General features: G+C 42.3%; 14 protein-coding genes. 2 read left to right on the top strand and 12 right to left on the bottom strand.

All coding sequences use genetic code 11. The features are described from left to right. From EP58_RS15320 to EP58_RS15310, 3 genes are all read right to left on the bottom strand, one after another. Positions 1-465: a DUF4352 domain-containing protein gene (locus EP58_RS15320; RefSeq protein WP_052164955.1), complete on the bottom strand. Its 465-nt coding sequence runs from the start codon at positions 463-465 to the stop codon at positions 1-3. Positions 466-543: 78 nt separating this feature from the next. Continuing rightward, complete coding sequence (locus EP58_RS17745) at positions 544-5,619, bottom strand: immunoglobulin-like domain-containing protein (RefSeq protein WP_052171471.1); 5,076 nt, start codon at positions 5,617-5,619, stop codon at positions 544-546. A gap of 105 nt (positions 5,620-5,724) precedes the next feature. Then, entirely contained in the window at positions 5,725-6,402 is a 678-nt protein-coding gene (locus tag EP58_RS15310; RefSeq protein WP_241481028.1) for a Crp/Fnr family transcriptional regulator, read from the bottom strand. 754 nt (positions 6,403-7,156) lie between these two features. Here EP58_RS15310 and EP58_RS15305 point away from each other — a divergent pair. After that, positions 7,157-8,626, top strand: coding sequence for an AcpB/EbpR/MafR family transcriptional regulator (locus tag EP58_RS15305; RefSeq protein WP_036094711.1), 1,470 nt, complete (start codon positions 7,157-7,159; stop codon positions 8,624-8,626). Positions 8,627-8,922: 296 nt separating this feature from the next. On the opposite strand, the gene EP58_RS15300 is transcribed toward EP58_RS15305, so the two are convergent. The 9 genes from EP58_RS15300 to rhaB all read right to left on the bottom strand — a co-directional run bounded on the left by EP58_RS15300 (position 8,923) and on the right by rhaB (position 17,694). Beyond that, entirely contained in the window at positions 8,923-9,225 is a 303-nt protein-coding gene (locus tag EP58_RS15300; RefSeq protein ID WP_036094710.1) for a hypothetical protein, read from the bottom strand. Between the two features lie 19 nt (positions 9,226-9,244). After that, entirely contained in the window at positions 9,245-9,805 is a 561-nt protein-coding gene (locus EP58_RS15295) for a YdeI/OmpD-associated family protein (RefSeq protein ID WP_036094709.1), read from the bottom strand. A 219-nt stretch (positions 9,806-10,024) separates the two neighbouring features. Then, positions 10,025-10,867, bottom strand: a complete 843-nt coding sequence (locus EP58_RS15290; protein ID WP_036094708.1) for an LD-carboxypeptidase — start codon at positions 10,865-10,867, stop codon at positions 10,025-10,027. Positions 10,868-11,089: 222 nt separating this feature from the next. Beyond that, positions 11,090-12,244, bottom strand: a complete 1,155-nt coding sequence (gene fucO / locus EP58_RS15285; protein ID WP_036094707.1) for a lactaldehyde reductase — start codon at positions 12,242-12,244, stop codon at positions 11,090-11,092. Further along, positions 12,237-13,541 carry an MFS transporter gene (locus EP58_RS15280; RefSeq protein ID WP_036094706.1) on the bottom strand — a complete coding sequence of 435 codons (1,305 nt, stop codon included), beginning with the start codon at positions 13,539-13,541 and terminating at the stop codon, positions 12,237-12,239. The genes fucO and EP58_RS15280 overlap by 8 nt, the downstream gene beginning before the upstream one ends. A 21-nt stretch (positions 13,542-13,562) precedes the next feature. After that, positions 13,563-13,877, bottom strand: coding sequence for an L-rhamnose mutarotase (rhaM, locus tag EP58_RS15275; RefSeq protein WP_036094705.1), 315 nt, complete (start codon positions 13,875-13,877; stop codon positions 13,563-13,565). A 249-nt stretch (positions 13,878-14,126) separates the two neighbouring features. Continuing rightward, positions 14,127-14,957, bottom strand: a complete 831-nt coding sequence (gene rhaD, locus EP58_RS15270) for a rhamnulose-1-phosphate aldolase (RefSeq protein ID WP_036094704.1) — start codon at positions 14,955-14,957, stop codon at positions 14,127-14,129. Continuing rightward, positions 14,950-16,233 (bottom strand): L-rhamnose isomerase, encoded by a 1,284-nt coding sequence (gene rhaA, locus EP58_RS15265; RefSeq protein WP_036094703.1) that lies wholly within the window; start codon positions 16,231-16,233, stop codon positions 14,950-14,952. The genes rhaD and rhaA overlap by 8 nt, the downstream gene beginning before the upstream one ends. Beyond that, positions 16,234-17,694 carry a rhamnulokinase gene (gene rhaB / locus EP58_RS15260; RefSeq protein WP_036094702.1) on the bottom strand — a complete coding sequence of 487 codons (1,461 nt, stop codon included), beginning with the start codon at positions 17,692-17,694 and terminating at the stop codon, positions 16,234-16,236. A gap of 171 nt (positions 17,695-17,865) precedes the next feature. On the opposite strand from rhaB, the gene EP58_RS15255 reads away from it, so the two are divergent. Then, positions 17,866-18,630 carry a DeoR/GlpR family DNA-binding transcription regulator gene (locus EP58_RS15255; protein ID WP_308738465.1) on the top strand — a complete coding sequence of 255 codons (765 nt, stop codon included), beginning with the start codon at positions 17,866-17,868 and terminating at the stop codon, positions 18,628-18,630. Positions 18,631-18,669 lie beyond the last annotated feature (39 nt).

The following is an 18,669-nucleotide window of genomic DNA, read 5'->3' as shown; positions in this document are numbered from 1 at the left end:
TTATTTGGCAGCTGGAATCACAATCGACCAGCTAGCTTGCTCTTTGTCCATTGGTGCGTATACGAGTGTGCCTTTTTTGACGCTCGTTGGTAATTCGAAATACGCTTTTCCTTCTAATTTGGCATTCGGTTTGAACATATCGCCAAAATTATTACCTTGTGGGTAAACTTCATATGTTTTTCCGTCTGATTTTATTTTGAAATCAGCTGCGCCGACGCCTACATCTGAGCTATCATTGTTGAGGAAAGACATGTCGATGCTGACCATATTTTTGTTTTTAGTTGTGCTTTCTGTTGTCTTGATTGTACCGATTTTCATATCGATGTTGTTAACGGTTTTTGTTACGTGTTCTGTAACAGCTGTTTCTGCTTTTTTATCTGTATCTTTTGTTGTCGAATCATTCCCACATGCGCCTACGAATACAAGCATGCATACTGCTGCGGCTGCGATTATACCTTTTTTCATCTGTCTAGTACACCTCATTCTTTTAATAACTAAAGGGGAATAGTGCTATTCCCCTTTATAATTTTTGTCTCTACTTTATTAGTTTGCGATTGTAACTGTGTTTGTAGCTATTTGACCGCCTTTTGCATCCAGTCCGATTACTTTTACATCATCTGTTGGTTTTAGGTTTAGTGCTTTGATGTAGTATTTGTACGTACCATCTGCTTGGATAAATGCAACACTTGATTGAACAACATCGTTCACGCTTAGTGCTAATTTTGTTACATCGCCTGTTGCTGTACCAGTTAGATAGCTATCGCCAACTTTTACATCTTTAGCTTCGATAGTTCCTGTTGCTGCGTTGATTGTTACTGTTTTGCTGTCTAATAATTTTGCTGCTGAATCATATACGTTTACTTTTACTTCGTCTGCTGCATTTTTGATTAGAGATGCTGCGTAATAGTGGATTGTGCCGTTAGAAGCTGGAATTTGGCTGTATTTTGTGCCGTTTACTTCTAGTTCTACTTTCGCTACATCACCAGTATATGTCCCATCTACATAGTTATTTGTACCAATTTTGAAAGCTGTTGGTGTTACTGTTCCTTTTGTTACAACGTCAGCTGGTTTGCTAACTGCTACTGTTGCTGTGCTTAATACCGCGCCAGTTGCATCATACAAAGTTGCTATTACAACATCTGTTGGGTCTGTGATTAATGATTTAGCGTAGTATTTATAATCTCCTGCTGCTGCTGGAATTAACGATTGTTCTACATCATTTACTGTGATTGATACTTTAGAAACATCACCTGTTACTTTACCAGTTACGTAGTCATCTTCTGTGATAACGAACGGGTTAGCTGTGATAGTACCATCTGTTGTTGTGATAGCAACTGTTTTAGAACTTACTAGCACACCTGCTGAGTTATAACCGTTTAGTTTTACAACATCTGTTGCAGACGTGATTTGAGTTTTTGCGTAATACTTGATTGTTCCGCCAGTTGGATTGATTTTTTGTAATTCTGTTCCGTTAACTTCTAGAGAAACCTTCACGACATCACCAGTGTACGTTCCTGTTACATAGCTGTCTTTACCTAGTTTATAGCTATTAGCAATAACTGCTCCTGCATCGCCTTGATCTTTTGTTACTGTTACTGGTTTTGTATCTAATACTTTACCAGTTGCATCGTATGCTGTTACGGTTACGATGTCTGTAACATTTTTGATAAGTGCTTTTGCATAGTATTGGAATGGTGAAGTTGGTGTATTGATTGTTTGTGATACTGTTCCGTTCACTGTGATGCTAACTTTTGCTACATCGCCTGTGAATGTTCCTTTTACATATGTGTCTGTTCCAAGTACGAATTTAGCTGGTGTAACTGTTCCTGCTGTTACTTTTGCAGATTTAACTGTTACAGGTGTTCTTTGTAGTACGTTACCTGCTGCGTCAAGACCGATGATGAAAACTTGGTCTGTCGGTTGCGTGATGTTGCTTTTTGCGTAGTATTGGTAGCTAGTTCCTGATACAGTAATAGTAGTTAATTGTTTACCATTTACTTCAAGTGCTGCTTTTACTACATCGCCTGTTAGAGCGCCTTTAACATAGTTGTCTGTTCCGATTGTGAATGGGTCAGCTGTAATTGTTCCGACTTTTTTCTTAGAAACGGCAACTTCTGTTCTTTGTAGTTCTTTACCAGTTGAATCTAGACCAACGATGTATACTTTGCTTGCTGGGTCTTTGATTTTGTCTGATGCATAGTATTGGTAAGTGGAACCTGTCACATTGATTGTTGCGTAAGTTTTACCGTCAACAATAAGGTACGCTTTTGTAACGTCGCCAGTAAGGTTACCTTTTACATAAGCATCTGTACCAATAACAAATGGGTTAGCTGTAATTGTTCCTGCTGTTACGGAAACAACGGTAACTGTGATTGTTTTTGTTGTTGTGTTTTTATCTGAGTCTGTTACGCTGTATTCCACAGTGTATGTTCCTGCTTTTGTTGTATCTACTGTGTTTGTTACGACTTTGATGTCTGCTGTTAAGTTACCATCTTCTTTGTCAGTCGCTGTTACATCTGTTAACGCGTTGAACGTGTCGCCTACATTAATTGTTTTATCAGTCGCTGTAATAACTGGTTTATCGTTCGTGTTAACCGTTACTTTGATTGTTTTTGTTGTTGTGTTGCCGTCTGAATCTGTTACAGAATACTCAACTGAGTATACGCCTGCTTTTGTTGTGTCTACTGTGTTTGTTACGACTTTGATGTCTGCTGTTAAGCTGCCATCTTCTTTGTCAGTCGCTGTTACGCCTGTTAATGCGTTGAACGTGTCACCAATTTTAATTGTTTTGTCGCTTGCTGTAATCACTGGTTTTTCGTTCGATTTAACTACAACGGATGCTGGATCACTTGGTAGACCATTTTTACCTGCTTGCGTTACATCAATAACTGCATCTGCTTTTTGAGCTGGAATTGTTATTGCGAACTCGCCTTTATCATTTGCTGTACCTGTTGCTGTTGTTCCGTCTGGAAGTTTTACTGTTACAGTGTTGTTCGGAACAGCTTTACCGCTGATTGTTGTATCGCCCGCTTTGATAGAATCAACTGTTGGTGGAGCTGGAACCGTAGTGTCTGCTTGTACTTTCGTTGTTACACGAGCACTGTCATTAACACCGTTTGTTTGGTAAGTTAGAACGCTTTGATCTTTTACTAAGTTTGTTCCTGCTGGTACGTCAACTGTCCATTTACCATCAGCGTCAACTGTTGCTTTAGCAGTTTTGCCATCAGGGAATGTTACAACGATATCATCGCCAGCTGTACCAGTTCCTGAAACAGTTTTCGCACCTTCAAAAATTGGAGATACTACTGGACGTTCTACGATGCTTGAACCTTCTGTTGATACACGTGAGTAATCAAAAAGGCTGAATCCTTCGATGTTTTGACCAGTTGCTAAACCACTGTAATAGCTTGTATACGCGCTTCCAACTTTGTAAGTTAATGGGATTCTAGCATCATCAACGCTTGTCCATTCGCTTCCTGTTGCTTTAGACCAGTCTGCCGCATGTTCCCAAGCGTAAACTTTAGCCATGTTGTTCATCTCTACGCGAGAAACGTAAGATGCATTGTCGTTACCGTAACCACGAACGATATGTCCTGCTACCGCTCTGTTGTTTTGACGGAAATCGATATATTTCGGTGAATTAAGAACTAGTTTCGAGCTTTGTGCACCACTTAGATCAAATACAGTTGTTGATGTATTTGAAAGTGTTTCTACGTAAGCCATTGAATTTTTGTTGAATGTAACAATACCGTTAGCTTTGATTGCTGGGTAGTTTCCTTGTCCAGATGCTGCACGGATGTTAGCTTTCGCGTTTTCTGCAAAAGTGATGGATCCTGATGTGTTGATACCGTAATCAGAAGACTCGATTTTAACAAGTGTGTTATTCCCTACGTTGAATGTTGCTGCCGCGCTACCTTCTTGAATCATACCTGTTTGTGCATTTAAATATAGACTAGAATCTACGCCTAATTTAACTGAACCACCGTAGAAAGTATGAATAGCGTGACTGTTCAATGCTGTGATTGAAATTGTGTTGTTATCGCCAAACGTTGTATCTTTGTATGTGTAGATACCATCATGGTTTGGAGAAATGATTGTCATGTTTACATTTTTGCCTGTAGAAATACCTTCACCGCTTGTGTTGGTAGTTTCAAGGCCGTTTGTGTATGCTTTAATGTAGGCTGTAGAATTGTCGCCAAACTTGATTCCGCCTGCGTTAACGCCGTCGCCACTTGATGAAGTGATGTTTGACGCTGTATTGGCACCGAAATCAACACGTGAATTACCTGATGCGTAGATTGCATCACTCTTAGCTTTAATAGCTATTTCTGTGTTGTCACCAAAGATAACTGGTCCGCCAGAGTAAATTCCGTAACTAACGCCTGAATCGATATCAATTTTCACGCGATCTTCTGGTTGTGGATTTTGGTTAGATACTGAACCGAAGCGGATTGTTGCTGCTCCAGCTGAATAAATACCTCTATCATGTGTTCTTAGTTTAAGAGATGAACGATCGCCAAATGTGATTGTTGCGTTACCGTAGATACCACTGCCGTTATCACTAACTACGTCGATATCTGCGTCTTTACCTACAACGATCGAAGCGCCTGTGTTGTATGCATAGATTGCTGTACCTGTACCAGTTGCTTTCACTTTTACGTTGTCGCCGATTGTAATGTTACCTGATACGTAAATACCGTTACCAACATCACCTGAAGCTAGCGTTAAGTCTGCGCCATTTTTAACAACTAATGTAGCAGCTTTTAATGTACCGTATTTAGATGCGGAGTTAATAACTGTGTTTTCGCCGACTACAAGTGCACTATTTGATACGTCGAATGCATAGCCTTTGTTTGACATCATGTTAATTTTCGCGTTGTCACCAATGTTTACAGAACCTGATGAACGAACTTTAACCGCTGTTTCCAAAGCTTCTAGTTGGTCGATTTGCGTGTTGTCAGCGATTTCTAGGCTATCAACATCCATACCTTGACGCTCAGCATTTACTAAACGGTTATTTGTTCCAGCGATAGATAGTGAAAGTTTACCAGATCCACCCATGATCATACCGCGAATTTGAACGTTATCAATGATGTTTACTGTTGGTGCTGCTGAAGATGTATAACCTGTGAAAATTGCTTTCGTTCCAACGTTTGTCATGATTACGTCTTCTAAATCAACAATCGAATTAGATTTCATGATTACTTGGTAAGATGCTGCACTAATCGTATGTCCATTACCTTCAATACGCATGTTGCTGTTAACTGTTACATTACTTGCTAATTGAAAATCCCCAGTGATTTCAATTACGTTTACAGTTGTTGATTCTGCTGCTGCTTTAAATTCAGCAAATGTTGAAACTTGTTGTCTTTTCTCTGTAACTCCGCCATCTAGTGCTAAAGTTGCGCCTAGTGGAGCGTATTTTTGTGCTACGACTGCTGCACTTGGAGCTTCTGTTCCAGCTGTTGTGCTTCCTGCTGCTTCTGCTGCATGTGAGCCTGTTGGTAGTACTGTAAATACTTGACTTGCAACCACTGTCGCGATTAATAATGTTTTAGCCGCTTTTTTCACGGTTTTCATAGATAAGACGTTAATAGGTCCCTTTTGTTCTAATTTCATGTTTATGTTTCTCCTTCTTATGTTTCTTTTTTTTTTGTAAAATGTCTGCCTACCATAGAACGGTTATGGGTTCACATGATAAACACCTCCTTACATTCAGAATTTTTATAACTGAATATTCCGACTTGTGGATACATTTTTGATAGTAATATTTTTATGATCCACACTAATCTGACCTTCTTCTATCATTTTCTTTAGCTGCTTCGGTATGAAGTTTCGGTCCACGTTGCAATAGGCTCCGATCAGCTTCGTATTAATAACAGATGGGATTTGAATGCCTTCCTCTACTGTGGCCCCTAGTTTGTTTGCAATATCGTAAAGGGAGTTAACGAATCGTTCTTCTCGACCTAGCATTAGTTGCATGTAGCGCTCGTATAGATTGTACAATTGTTCTGTCATTAGGTTCGCAAAGTACTCCATGAATGACGGTCGATTTGCTAAATAATTCATTAGATAATCCATATCGATTCTCGTTGCTCGTAACTCTGTTAATGTTGTCGCTTGTGTCATTACCACACTCTCATTTTTCCTGAAAAACGATTCCAGCCCGATGATATCCCCATCCGTTAGAAAGGATATGACTGGCTTTAGCGAATCTTTCATCGTCTGGGTCGTGATGGAAATCCCAGATGTAATAATGTATAGTGCATTGTTCGGCTTCCCTGGCGCAATAATTTGTTGCCCTTTATCAAATGTAACTTCTTGTACTAAATTATCGCCATACGCATTTGTTTGTAATTCTTTAATAATCCCGTCTAAACTCGTATCACTTGAAATATACACCAATTATGATTTCTCCTTTCTAACATCTTGAATAGTTGTGAAAGATTACATTTATAAATTTAACATGTTCCCGTTTTCTGCGTTTCAACTATGGTGCAGATTTCCAGAAGAATTGTGAAACTTTTATGTCTTTTCATCGCGTTCGCCTATTTTTGTATATGAGAATGGCTCTGTGTTACTACCCGAGTTATTGTTTCTAAGTGTATCATCTTCTTGTTCTAGATTTCACAACAGAGTTGCAACTAGTCAGGCTAACTGTGAATATTTTGTGTCATCTATAGTTTTTTGAACCTAGGAAATCCTAAGTAAATTAGGTTTGAATGTCTTAAAAGTATGCTGTTCCTTAAGTACATTCATAGTATAATACTTTACTTCTGATTTATTTCCTAAAAAATAGGTTTCTTTTCGCGCCAATAGGACAAATACAGCAGAATCAAGTCATATCAATATGTTCCTCCAGATGTATATTTTTCTTAAAAAGTACATTTAGTGCTCTTTTTTTATGTAATCATAGAAATAACCCTCCTTTTCTTATTAAAAAGTAAAACTAGCATCCCGCTTCCACCTAATTTTGAAATAGGATACATACTCAGCTTATCACGGCTATTTTTATCCGTTTTATAAGTTTATACAATTATCGCTATCAGAATCTGAAGAATTTGTGACTATCTCTTAACATATCGCTAATTAGCATAAAAATAGTATAAAAGGGTATTATTAAATACGATTAACAATGCCAGAAAGGGGAAATGACATGTATTTTTTGGATGAGAAGGAAATACGAGAATTCGAAATTATACGGTTGATAGGGACAGAGAAAAAATACTGGCCAATCTCTGAGATATCTCATATTTTAAATTACAACCTAGATGCAGTTTACAAAGCACTCGATGATATTGCATTATACTTGGCTAAAAACGCCCCTGGTACCCAATTAATTATCAAAAAAGGGATCGGTGCTTATCTGAAAAAAAACGATGACCTACCTGTAGATGCAATTATTGAAAAATATATGACTTCTTCTGTCGCGTATCTTTTGTTGGACAGCACGTTTAATTATCCACATTTACGAGCACGACAATTTTATGAGCAACATTTTATTACGAAAAGTACCTTCTATTTAAAATTAAAACGCTTACAAAAAGTCCTTCACAAAAGCCATTTGGGCATCCAAACAAATCCCCTACGCATTACTGGGCCTGAGATTTGGGTGAGAGAATGTTACTATCACCTATATTGGCTTGTATATAAAGGGAGAACATGGCCATTTCGCTCCATATCCAGAGAAGTTTTGGTATACGAACTCGATGAATTTTTGCGTAAAGTGGATGTTTACGTGAACGCGATTGAGAAAGAACAGCTGCTTTATCGTCTGGCAGTAAAATACATGAGGCATGCTCAAAAACGTTATGTAGAGGAGATGATATTGCAGGATTGCGTGCCTCCCCAAGTGACGCAATTTATTAGAGACTATGGAGAATCTTTAATAAACGATGTACCTGCACAGCACAAAGATCTGGAGGAAAAATATTTAACGATTGCTATTAGTAATTTGATGTACCCTAAAGCTCGTGATTCCACTGCAACTGGACTCATTGCGTGGCATAGACAACAGCAAACACTACCTTATACAATTGCTGCATCCTTTTTTGAGGAATTTACCAAATGCTACCCAGATATTATAATAGAAGATAACGATCATTTATGGCTCGATTTTATCAACGCTAACTTTTATGGATTATCGCTTCCGTACTTGTATATATACCAAGATGTGCGCGCACAGGCTGACTATTTCAAAACTGAAAATCCTGGATTATGGATGGTTTTAGATAAGATAACGATGCATTTATTTGATCCTAAGCGTTTGAAGCACGTTTCGGCGCCACCTATTTATTTTTGCTATAAGTACATGGTTCTGATTCTAGAACGGTTCGCAATGAAAAAGTATGAACCGCGATTGCAAGTTGCTTTGTTTACGAGTCAGGATAACGCTATTTTGAATAAATTAAAGTCGCAAATCCTTCGCAAACTAGATTTGAATATCGAAATAAGTACGCAGGATATTCCGAAAATAGTTGACCTCATAATATCGGAGACCACGACTGTTTCAGGGAATTCTGATTGTGTTTTCATTTGGAATTTTCCGCCGACGCAGGGTGATTGGGTGCGTTTGGAGGAGAGGTTGAAGGGGATTCGGGATGGGAAACTTGGGGGAATGGATTAACCGTTCACTTTGTTCGCGCTTATGTTAGGGCTGTGCCTCACTTTGTTCAGTGCATGGATTAACTGTTCGCTACGCTCACCCTTATATTGGTGCTGTAACTCCTTTTGGTCGTAACAGCACCAACAAAAAGAACCAGCCGGGGGGAGCTGGTTCAAAAAAGGAGTTTAAAGGACTAGCGGCAATTAGAAAAAGGGGGGGTAAAACTAATTGCTGTCCTTGTTTACATTCTCTATAATACAGGGCTTCGATGAAAGTTTGCGGGGATTTTTATGAGAATTCCATGAAACTTTCATTTTTTATGAAAACTGGTATCTAATTGTTCCTTCTGGCGCTATATCTGTGATGTCTAGCAGCATGTTTTGAGCCTGGCTGGTCACTTCGCCCATTTTTGTGATAATAATCGCGCTATCTGTGTTTAAATAGGAAAGCATGATATCGCTGGTTACGTCTTTCTCTGTTGTCGGAATCTCAATCTGGCATTCCTCACCCGGCTCCAATTGCTTGATATTCGTCGTTTTCTGCTGGCCATCTATGTAGATAAAAGCTTTTTGCGTCAACTTGTTCTGCGATTTATTAACTATACTGATCTCTAACGCCATCCTATTTCCGCTCCCTCCACTAATAATCCGTTAATCTGCCGTCATCATGCCATTTGCCGTACAATTCGCCTTTTCGTGTTTTTTCCAAAAATGTCGCCAATCTCTTGTCAAACAGCGCACGGTCCTTAAAAACCGATTGGATATTGTCCAGCTTGATTCGAACATATAAATCCGGAAGTTTCGCAAAATTTTCTTTCAAAATGGCGTCCTGTTCTATCGCCTCTAAAATGTCTTCAAATATTTCAAATTCCGCGTCCAGATTCGGCAAAACCCGCTCTCCCTGAGGCGTCATCAATCCCAGTTTCCTCATTCGGCGCGCCCGTTCTTTGTTTAATTCCGTCCAATTACTCTTTGGCACCCGATGCGAAAACCGCTGCCCGATATGCTTTTCATCCAGTCCTTTTTTCGTACTATCTATCCAACCGAAGCACAAAGCCTCCTCCACAGCATCAATATATGTAAAATCACTCTGTTTCCGCGGCAAAACAAGCCAACAATACTTCTGTGTCTCGCCATTCGCTTCCAACCACGATCTCCATTCATCCCGATTCGTCGCGTACACTTTATTATCAATCTCCATCGAAATCCCTCCCAAACCCCATTATCTCATACTCCTAACCGCTTTGACTACTTCCAAATAGGCACAAAAAAACCAGCCGGGGAAGCTGGTCAAAAAGGGAGTTTGTTAAGGAATATCGCAATTAGGAAAAAGGGGGGAAACCTAATTGCTGTCCTTGTTTACATTCTCTATAATACAGGGCGTCGATGAAAGTTTTGCGGGGATTCCATGAGAATTTTATTAGAATTCAAGTTTTTCGCCAAGCGGGAATGGTTGCGCGTCTTCATTATGCCCCACAATCGAGGTTTTTATCAGGAATTTACGATATCGTTGCATGTATTCACGCGCCATTTCATCTACCTCTTTTTGTTGCTCCAATTTCTCCATCTCTGAAAAAGTTCCTAAAATAACGCCGTTCGCCTCTTTTAAATAGCCAATTTGATCAAGCTGAGCAAAAAATGTCGCGATTTTGCTACGATCCCCGCTCATCGCCTCAAGCAAAATAATTTTCCCAGTCGGATCAGGAAGATATTCCGTTCCCGCCAACTTCAATAAACACCGAATGTTCCCACCAATTACCTGGCCTGTCATTTTAGCGCTTTCTACTATCGTTTCATACGGAATTACTGTTTTTTCCCCCTTTAAAAAGGTATTCTCAAACTGCCGCAACTGTAATTCCGATTCATTTCCTGCTAAATGCAACAGTTGGTAGTTATAACCCGACACACCTGTTTTCGCATAAATAGCATTCAAAATAACCGTTAAATCGCTGTAACCAATGAAAGGTTTATTCGCTATCTTGATTGCCTCAAAATCAAGATATGGCAGGATTTCATTCGCTAAATCACCGCCCGAAATATCAAATATAGCCTTTATTTCGGGATTTTGATACATGTTTAAGAGCGATTCTGCGCGTTGTTTCGGCATCCTGCTTTCCGTTTCAAAAATCGTTGTCGCGCGAACTACGCCAATACCGAAATGCTTAGAAAGTAGCTCCTCGACACGTTTAATATCCTTTTCTCGCTCTTGCTCCCGCCCGTTAGAACAACCAACCAGGCCAATAGTGTCTCCATTTTGCAACATATACCGCACCTCCATATCTCTAGTTTAGCACAATACCTGTACCATGCAAAAAACACCGACGCCCAGTTAGTTGGGATCGATGTTTTTCTAAGAGAGGTATGAAAAAAGGTGAGAAACAATGCAACTACTCTAAAAGGGAGTTAAAAAGTAATTGTTGTTATCTACAAAACCTATATTACAGGACAGTCATGAATTTTTTAAGATGAAAATGTGAAATTTTTGTTAATAAAGTAGTTTCTTATATAATGTTAGGATTTCTTCAGCATTCGTTGTCCGCGGATTCCCGCCAGTACACACGTCAGCCAGGGTATCTTTGGCGAGCGCTTCTAAATCTTGCTCTTTGACGCCGACCTCGCTCAGTGAACTCGGAATTCCGACATCTTTGGAAAGCTCAGCAACCGCTCGGACAGCTGCTTTTCGGGCTTCATCAAGCGACATCGATTCGGTGCCAACAACACCCATGGCCTCGGCGATATCACGATATTTTTCGCTTGTATACGCCGCATTGTATTCCATGACGGTCGGCAAAATAATCGCGTTCGCAACCCCATGAGGCGTGTCGTACCAAGCCCCGAGCGGATGCGCCATGCCGTGCACGAGACCTAAACCAACATTGGAGAATCCCATTCCTGCGATGTACTGACCTAATGCCATTTTTTCGCGTCCTGCCGCATCACCTTTCACCGATGAACGCAGCGATCCCACGATGATTTTGATTGCTTTTAAGTGTAGCATATCGGTCAATTCCCAAGCCGCGTTCGTGATATAGCCTTCGATAGCATGCGTCAAAGCGTCCATACCCGTTGCAGCACAAAGAGATTTCGGCATCGACATCATCATATCGCTGTCCACAAACGCCACGAGCGGAATGTCATGCGGGTCCACACAAACGAACTTGCGCTGCCGCTCCTCATCCGTGATCACGTAATTTATCGTCACTTCCGCCGCCGTTCCCGAAGTCGTTGGCACTGCAAAAATTGGAACGCTAGCCTGCGTCGTATCTGCCTCACCCTCCAAGCTTCGCACATCGCTAAACGTCGGATTCGTCGCAATAATCCCAATCGCTTTTGCCGTATCAATCGGGGAGCCACCGCCAATCGCGATGATGTAATCCGCGCCTGATTGTTGGAACGCGGCGAGTCCTGCTTTCACAACCGCGATCGTCGGATTGGGAATCGAGCCATCAAAAACCTCGTATGGAAGCTGTTCCGCGTCCAATAACGCCGTCACTTTTTGCGCGATTCCGTGCTCCACCAAAGCCTTATCCGTCACGATAAACGCTTTTTGAAAAGCCGATTTTCTGACCTCATCCGTGATTTTCCCTATCGAACCCGCGCCAAAATAAGAAGTTTGATTCAAAATCATTCTGTTAACCATCTAATTGTTCCTCCTCGATCATGCTGTTTTCTTCCGGACCATATCGCTCTTCCTCGATCTCCTTCAGCGTCTTACCACGCGTTTCCGGCGCCAAAATAAGACCGATAATCAAGTGAATCACAAGGAAAATAATCATCACGACGCCTGCCGCTTTGAATCCTAAGAAGGTAATCATCGCCGGCACGACTAGCGAAATCAAACCAACACCAACCCGCACCAATCCAAACATCATGCCTTGCACTTTTGCTCGATATTGCGTTTTGAAAAGTTCACCAGCCCACAATCCGTAGAACGCTTGCGCTCCAAAACCAGCTGCAACACCCCACAAAATAATGAATAGCAACAATTCCGTCATTCCCATCGAACCAAACGTCAAGATAATCCATGCCACAATTCCCATCACAGCACCGATTCCGAACAACAATTTACGATTCATCTTATCGCCCAATTTAATAAAGACAAAGTACGTCGAAAGAATCGTGAACACCCACAGCGTCCCTTGTAACAAGTTCGCGTGCGCCGACGTCAAACCGCCAACAACCTGATAAATATACGGCATGAAATAGCCCATCACACCTGCAACCAAATTCCAGAAAAAGTAGATACCAAGCACGAGCGTAATCGCTTTTCGGTTCGCCTTAATCGTAAATAACTCCTTAATCGAGACTTTTTTACCCATATTCTCAGCTTTTGCGTCCTCTTTCTTCTGATCTTCCCAAACGGTCGATTCATTAATTTGCTGCTGTAAAACCCACGTTATGAGAGCGATTACAAACAACATTCCGAAGATAATCCGACTTCCTAACAAGCCAAGTGGTGCCATTAATACCGCCAAAAACAGCATTACCGCAGGACCTACCGACCAAGCCAACTGCCCATAACCAACATGTGCCGCCCGATCTTTTGCCGGCGCTTCCTCCGCGATATACGTCCAAGCCGCTGGAATCGCCGCCCCGACCGCTATCCCCGTAATGATGTATCCCGTCAATAGCATGCCGAAATTCATTGACAGCGCTATCAAAAGGACACCAATCATATACACAATTAAATCATATTTATAGATGAATTTCCGCCCATATTTATCAACCAAAGCTCCACCAATAAAGGCACCGACCGCCGATCCGAAACCATTCGCACTAACCGCGCCAAGCAACCCAACAGACGCATCCGATAGATTCAAATAATTTACCCACAATGTCAGTCCCCCAGCCGCCGCAACGATCGATCCAGCCTCCAAAAAATTGGACATCGACACAGTTAGAGTGGCTTTTAAACTTCCTTTACCTGCATTCGCCATACTTTTTCCTCCTTTTTTATGTTACGCGAGATAAAAAACAGATGTTAGATTTTTCGAAACTGGGCTGTTATCCTCATTCGTTTCCATCAATGGCTCCATATACGCCCACCATTTTTTGCAAATTTCAGTCTCTGCAATTTTGTCGTATTTTTCTCTATTTTCCACTTCTAAGTACGCGAACAAAACGTGTGTATTATCATCCAGAAAAATCGAATAGTTCTGTGCGCCGTGTTCCTTCAAGGCTTGCTCCATTTCCGGCCATAAATCATCGTGTCTCGCCTTATATTCCTCCGAAAAACCATCTTTTAAGTACATAATCGATGCGATTCTTTCCATGTTGCGACTCCTCCTATATTAGAGACTGAGGTATAACTCAAAGCAAGACAGTTCCTCTTGACCCATATTTAGGGGTAAGAAGTAAATTACGCCTTACACAAATCGAGTGAAAGCGTTTGTATTACATTAATTTGGTGGAATCCGGAAGCGGAGCATACTTGAGTATGTGAGAACCGGAAGTCCGCCAAATTAATGTAATACGAGCGCTTGTCGCCGATTTATCTAGATTATGCCCCAGACCTGTAAAATTTACTTAACGCCTATTTGTAAATATCCCGATTTCGCAGTCACACCAAATGCATCCGCTAAATCTTGTAATTGTTGGTCCGTAATCGTTTGTCGCGCGCCGCCTTGCGCTTGAACCAACGTATAAACTTCCGCAGCTTTTTCAGCCGTTTCAATCAAGCCAAACACTTCGTCCATCGTGCTTCCCGCTCCGAAAATCCCGTGATGTGGCCAAATAACCAATCGGAATTCGCGCATTTTCGCAGCCGTAGCCATCCCAATCGCGTCCGTCCCAGGCACCATCCACGGCAAAATCCCAACACCTTCTGGGAAAACTACGATACATTCCGTGCACATTTGCCATAAAGTTCGCGTGAAATCACGTTCCTCAAGCGAATGCGTAAATGTCATCGCGATAATATTCGTCGCATGATTATGCATAATAATACGGTGCTCCGGATCAATTTTCAGGCGTTCAATGTGGCTCATAAAATGTGCCGGCAGCTCACTCGTTGGCACACCGCCATCCGTTAAGCCCCAAAGTAACTCAACACTATCACCCGTCTCGGCAACACGTATAATACCAAGATTCACATCCGGCGCATCAATCACATTTTTGAAATACTTCCCAGAACCCGTCACGATAAAATATTTCCCCGCAAGCTCGGTTGCGTCAAAAATCATCGGAATTGTGCGAATCACTTGGTTCGGATTAATAAATGCACCAACCTCTGCTTCCGTCAGCAGATAACTAATATTCCCGCCATTTCTCTCATCCCAACCTAGACGATATAAATTCGCCGTTACCTTCATCATTTCCTGTACAAATGGTGCTGCTACAACATCTTTACTCAATTCCAATTGCCTCCTCAGACCGTTTTACCAAAACTTTTTCTTCATAATCCTTCACTTCTTTTAACCAAGCCTCGCGAACTGGAACGTTTTGCGTCTCGCAATAATAGTCCCAAACCGCTGTAAAAGGAAAGTCCTTCAATTCCTCTGTCAGCGCTAAACGCGTCGTATAATCGCCATCCAATTCAATTTTGCGAAGATATTCCGTCGGCTCAAGCATTGCTTTTAAAAGCGATTTCAACGTGTTTCGCGTCCCAATAACCCACGCCGCCACGCGATTAATTGTTGCATCAAAGAAATCCAACCCAATATGCGTTTTGCCAAGTAAGTCATTGCGAACCAGCTCGCGCCCGATTTCCTGCAATTCATCATCCATAATCACCACATGGTCGCTATCCCAACGCACCGGACGACTCACATGCAACAGAATTCCCTCACTAAACAAAGATAACGATGACAACTTGTTCGAAATCACTTCCGTCGGGTGGAAATGTCCAGCGTCCATACAAATCAACTTATTCCGCGTAATCCCGTATCCCATATAAAACTCGTGCGATCCGACCGTATAAGCCTCAGCGCCAAGTCCGAACAGCTTACTTTCCACCGCGTCCAGCGTATATTTCCGGTCCAACTCCTCCGCAAAAATCGTATCCAGCGACTCCATCAAACGCTTACGCGGCGCCAAACGATCAATTGGGTTATCCTTGAAACCATCAGGAACCCAGAAATTATTGACCGAAGTTTGCCCTAACTCTTCACCAAAATAAGCCGCAACCTTCCTAGCCCGTTTCCCATGCTCAATCCAAAAATCACGAATCTTCTTATCCGGATGACTCAGCGTAAAACCATCTTCCGAGTTAGGATGTGAGAAAAATGTGGGATTGAAATCCAAACCCAATCCCTGCTCCTTCGCCCAGTCCACCCATTTCGCATAATGCGCCGGCTCAATCTCATCCAAATCCACTTTTCCATCCGTATCCACATACATCGCATGCAGATTCACCTTATGTTTTCCAGGAATCAGCGAGAAAGCCTTCTCCAAATCTTGGCGTAACTGCTCTGGCGTATGCGCCGCACCCGGATAATTCCCCGTCACCGAAATCCCGCCCGTCAACTCCTGATCAGGATTCATAAACCCCGTCACATCATCCCCTTGCCAACAATGCATCGAAATTTTCACATCCGCCAACCGTTTCAAAACATCATCCACATTCACGCCATACTTCGCATATTCCTCTTTTGCCCACGCATACTGCTGTTGTAATTTCTCGTTTCCCATTTAAAAAGCCTCCTGTTTCCCAGATATATTTTTGTACTTTGCTCGAATTTCCATCATGTTCACACCATCACCCGGCGTATACGTCGTCATCGGCGTCGACCTGCGAATCAACTCCCGAACCGCCGTAATATCCTTGGCCTCACCACTCGCAATCAACTGCACCGCCAAATTCCCCAGCCCAGTCGCCTCAGTTGGCCCCGCATGCACCGTAATCCCAGTCAAATCCGCCGTCAACTGATTCAAAATCGCAATGTTAGCGCCGCCACCAATAATATGAAGATGCCTGATTTCCTGACCCGTCAGCGCCTGCAACTGCTCAATCTGAATCGCATACTGAATCGCCAAACTATCATAAATAACACGCGCCAATTTGCCCGGTGTTCGTGGAATCTCCTGTCCCGTCTCCATACAATACGCCTGAATCTCCGCAATCATATCCGTCGGGTTTAAAAAGCGATGATCATCCACCCCAATCAAAACTCCAAACGCCTCCTCACGCGCCGCCAATTCCGCAAGTTCTGCATAACTATACGCATAATCCTGCATCCGCGCGACCTCTTGAATGAGCCACAGCCCCATGATATTTTTCAAGAAACGAAACGTATCATACGCGCCCCACTCATTCGTGTAATTCGCCGCAAACGCCTCTGCGCTATTAATCGGACTCTCCAACTCCGCTCCAAGAAGTGACCACGTCCCGCTCGACAAGAACGCCCAATCATCACCAACACCAGGCGCACCAAGCACCGCCGAAGCCGTATCATGCGTCGCAACCGCAATCACATCACAATCCGGCAAGTCATATTGCTCATGCCATTCCGCCGAAATCTTGCCCAACATCTCACCCGGCTTCACAAACCGCGCAAACTGCCCAGCATCCAATCCCACTAAATCCAACAAATCCACATCAAACTGTTTCGTATGTAAATGCAACATTTGCGTAGAAGAAGCATTCGTAACCTCCGTCACACGCTCACCAGTCAACAAATACCCCAAATAATCCGGCACCATCATGACCGCATCTGTCCGCGCCTTCAATCCCGCATCCTCCACATACAACTGATACAACGAATTAAACTGCAAAAACTGAATCCCAGTTTTCGCATAAATATCCGCAGCCGGCACCTCCGCCAAAACCGCATCCATCGCACAATCCGTCCGCTTATCACGATAACTAACCACCTCGTGTAACCGCTTTCCTTCTTCGCCCACCAAACAATAGTCCACCGCCCACGTATCAATCCCCAACGTGCAACGTGTGACACCAGTTTTCTTCAATTTCTCCAAGCCAAGCAATATATTTGTGAAAATATGATCAATATTCCATACACAATGACCATCAACTTCCGTGAAACCATTTTTAAAACGGTGAATCTCTGTCAGCTCAATCGTCCCATTCACTAGCTCGCCCATAAGCAGACGCCCACTCGATGCGCCAACATCCACAGCCACATGTTTCAAAAGCTCCTCCTCCTTCACACTTTTATTTTATAAACCAAGAATACACCGAATCCGTCACTAAGTCAACATTTTTATTTATTATTTTGTAGTTTTATGTTGTTTTTATGTGGTTTTCAATTAAAACTTGCTTGTAAATGTCCCATTGTTTACAATGAAAGAGACAAGGATGTGATGAAAATGCTTGCTTTCGAGCGAAAAGACAAAATACTATCAGAAATAAAGAAAAACAAGAAAGTCCACGTATCCCAACTAGCTAAAATTTTCAATGTATCCGAAGAAACGATTCGACGCGACCTAGACAAGTTGGAGAAAGAAGGCATCGTGGATCGCAGTTACGGCGGCGCAACACTCAGCCAACACACGAACGAAGACTTACCGTACGCAACAAGAAACGTCATCAACGTCGAAGAAAAGAAGAACATCGCAACAAAAACAACATCACTCATCAAGACCGGCGATTCCCTCATTGCAGACACGAGTTCCACCGTTTTCGAAGCGCTGAACCTGCTCGTCCGCGAAAAAGAGAATCTCACCATCATTACCAACTCGATCACGGCAGTAGAATTACTCGCCAAGTTCAAAGTACACCTCATTCTGACCGGCGGAACCCTGCGCACCAAGTCCAACTCACTCATCGGTTCCGACGCAGCCAACACAATCAGCCGCTATTTCGTGGATTACGCAATCATCAGCTGCAAAGGCCTCTCCATGGAAAACGGCATCACAGATTCCAACGAGCCCGAAGCCGAAATCAAAAACCACATGCTAAAGCGCGCTAACAAAGTGATACTAGTAGCTGATTCCTCTAAATTCGACAAAAACGCCTTCATCAAAATAGTCGACATCTCAGAAATCGACTACCTCATCACCGACCAAGAACCAACGCACGAATGGCAACAATTTTTGAAGGAAAAAGAGGTAACACTGATTTACTAACAAAAAAGGACTGTAAACATTTGACATCATGTTTACAGT

Origin of the sequence: Paenilisteria newyorkensis (assembly GCF_000766145.1) — a bacterium.
Classification (GTDB): domain Bacteria; phylum Bacillota; class Bacilli; order Lactobacillales; family Listeriaceae; genus Listeria_A; species Listeria_A newyorkensis.
This window is presented reverse-complemented; position numbering and strand designations above follow the sequence as displayed.

Bases quoted from the DNA above. Each gene is read 5' to 3' on its own strand.
- EP58_RS15305 (WP_036094711.1), top strand. From the start codon at position 7,157: ATGTATTTTTTGGATGAGAAGGAAATACGAGAATTCGAAATTATACGG.
- EP58_RS15280 (WP_036094706.1), bottom strand. From the start codon at position 13,541: ATGGCGAATGCAGGTAAAGGAAGTTTAAAAGCCACTCTAACTGTGTCG.
- EP58_RS15290 (WP_036094708.1), bottom strand. From the start codon at position 10,867: ATGTTGCAAAATGGAGACACTATTGGCCTGGTTGGTTGTTCTAACGGG.
- fucO (WP_036094707.1), bottom strand. From the start codon at position 12,244: ATGGTTAACAGAATGATTTTGAATCAAACTTCTTATTTTGGCGCGGGT.
- EP58_RS15320 (WP_052164955.1), bottom strand. From the start codon at position 465: ATGAAAAAAGGTATAATCGCAGCCGCAGCAGTATGCATGCTTGTATTC.
- rhaM (WP_036094705.1), bottom strand. From the start codon at position 13,877: ATGGAAAGAATCGCATCGATTATGTACTTAAAAGATGGTTTTTCGGAG.
- EP58_RS15300 (WP_036094710.1), bottom strand. From the start codon at position 9,225: ATGGCGTTAGAGATCAGTATAGTTAATAAATCGCAGAACAAGTTGACG.
- EP58_RS15295 (WP_036094709.1), bottom strand. From the start codon at position 9,805: ATGGAGATTGATAATAAAGTGTACGCGACGAATCGGGATGAATGGAGA.
- EP58_RS17745 (WP_052171471.1), bottom strand. From the start codon at position 5,619: ATGAAATTAGAACAAAAGGGACCTATTAACGTCTTATCTATGAAAACC.
- EP58_RS15255 (WP_308738465.1), top strand. From the start codon at position 17,866: ATGAAAATGCTTGCTTTCGAGCGAAAAGACAAAATACTATCAGAAATA.
- rhaA (WP_036094703.1), bottom strand. From the start codon at position 16,233: ATGGGAAACGAGAAATTACAACAGCAGTATGCGTGGGCAAAAGAGGAA.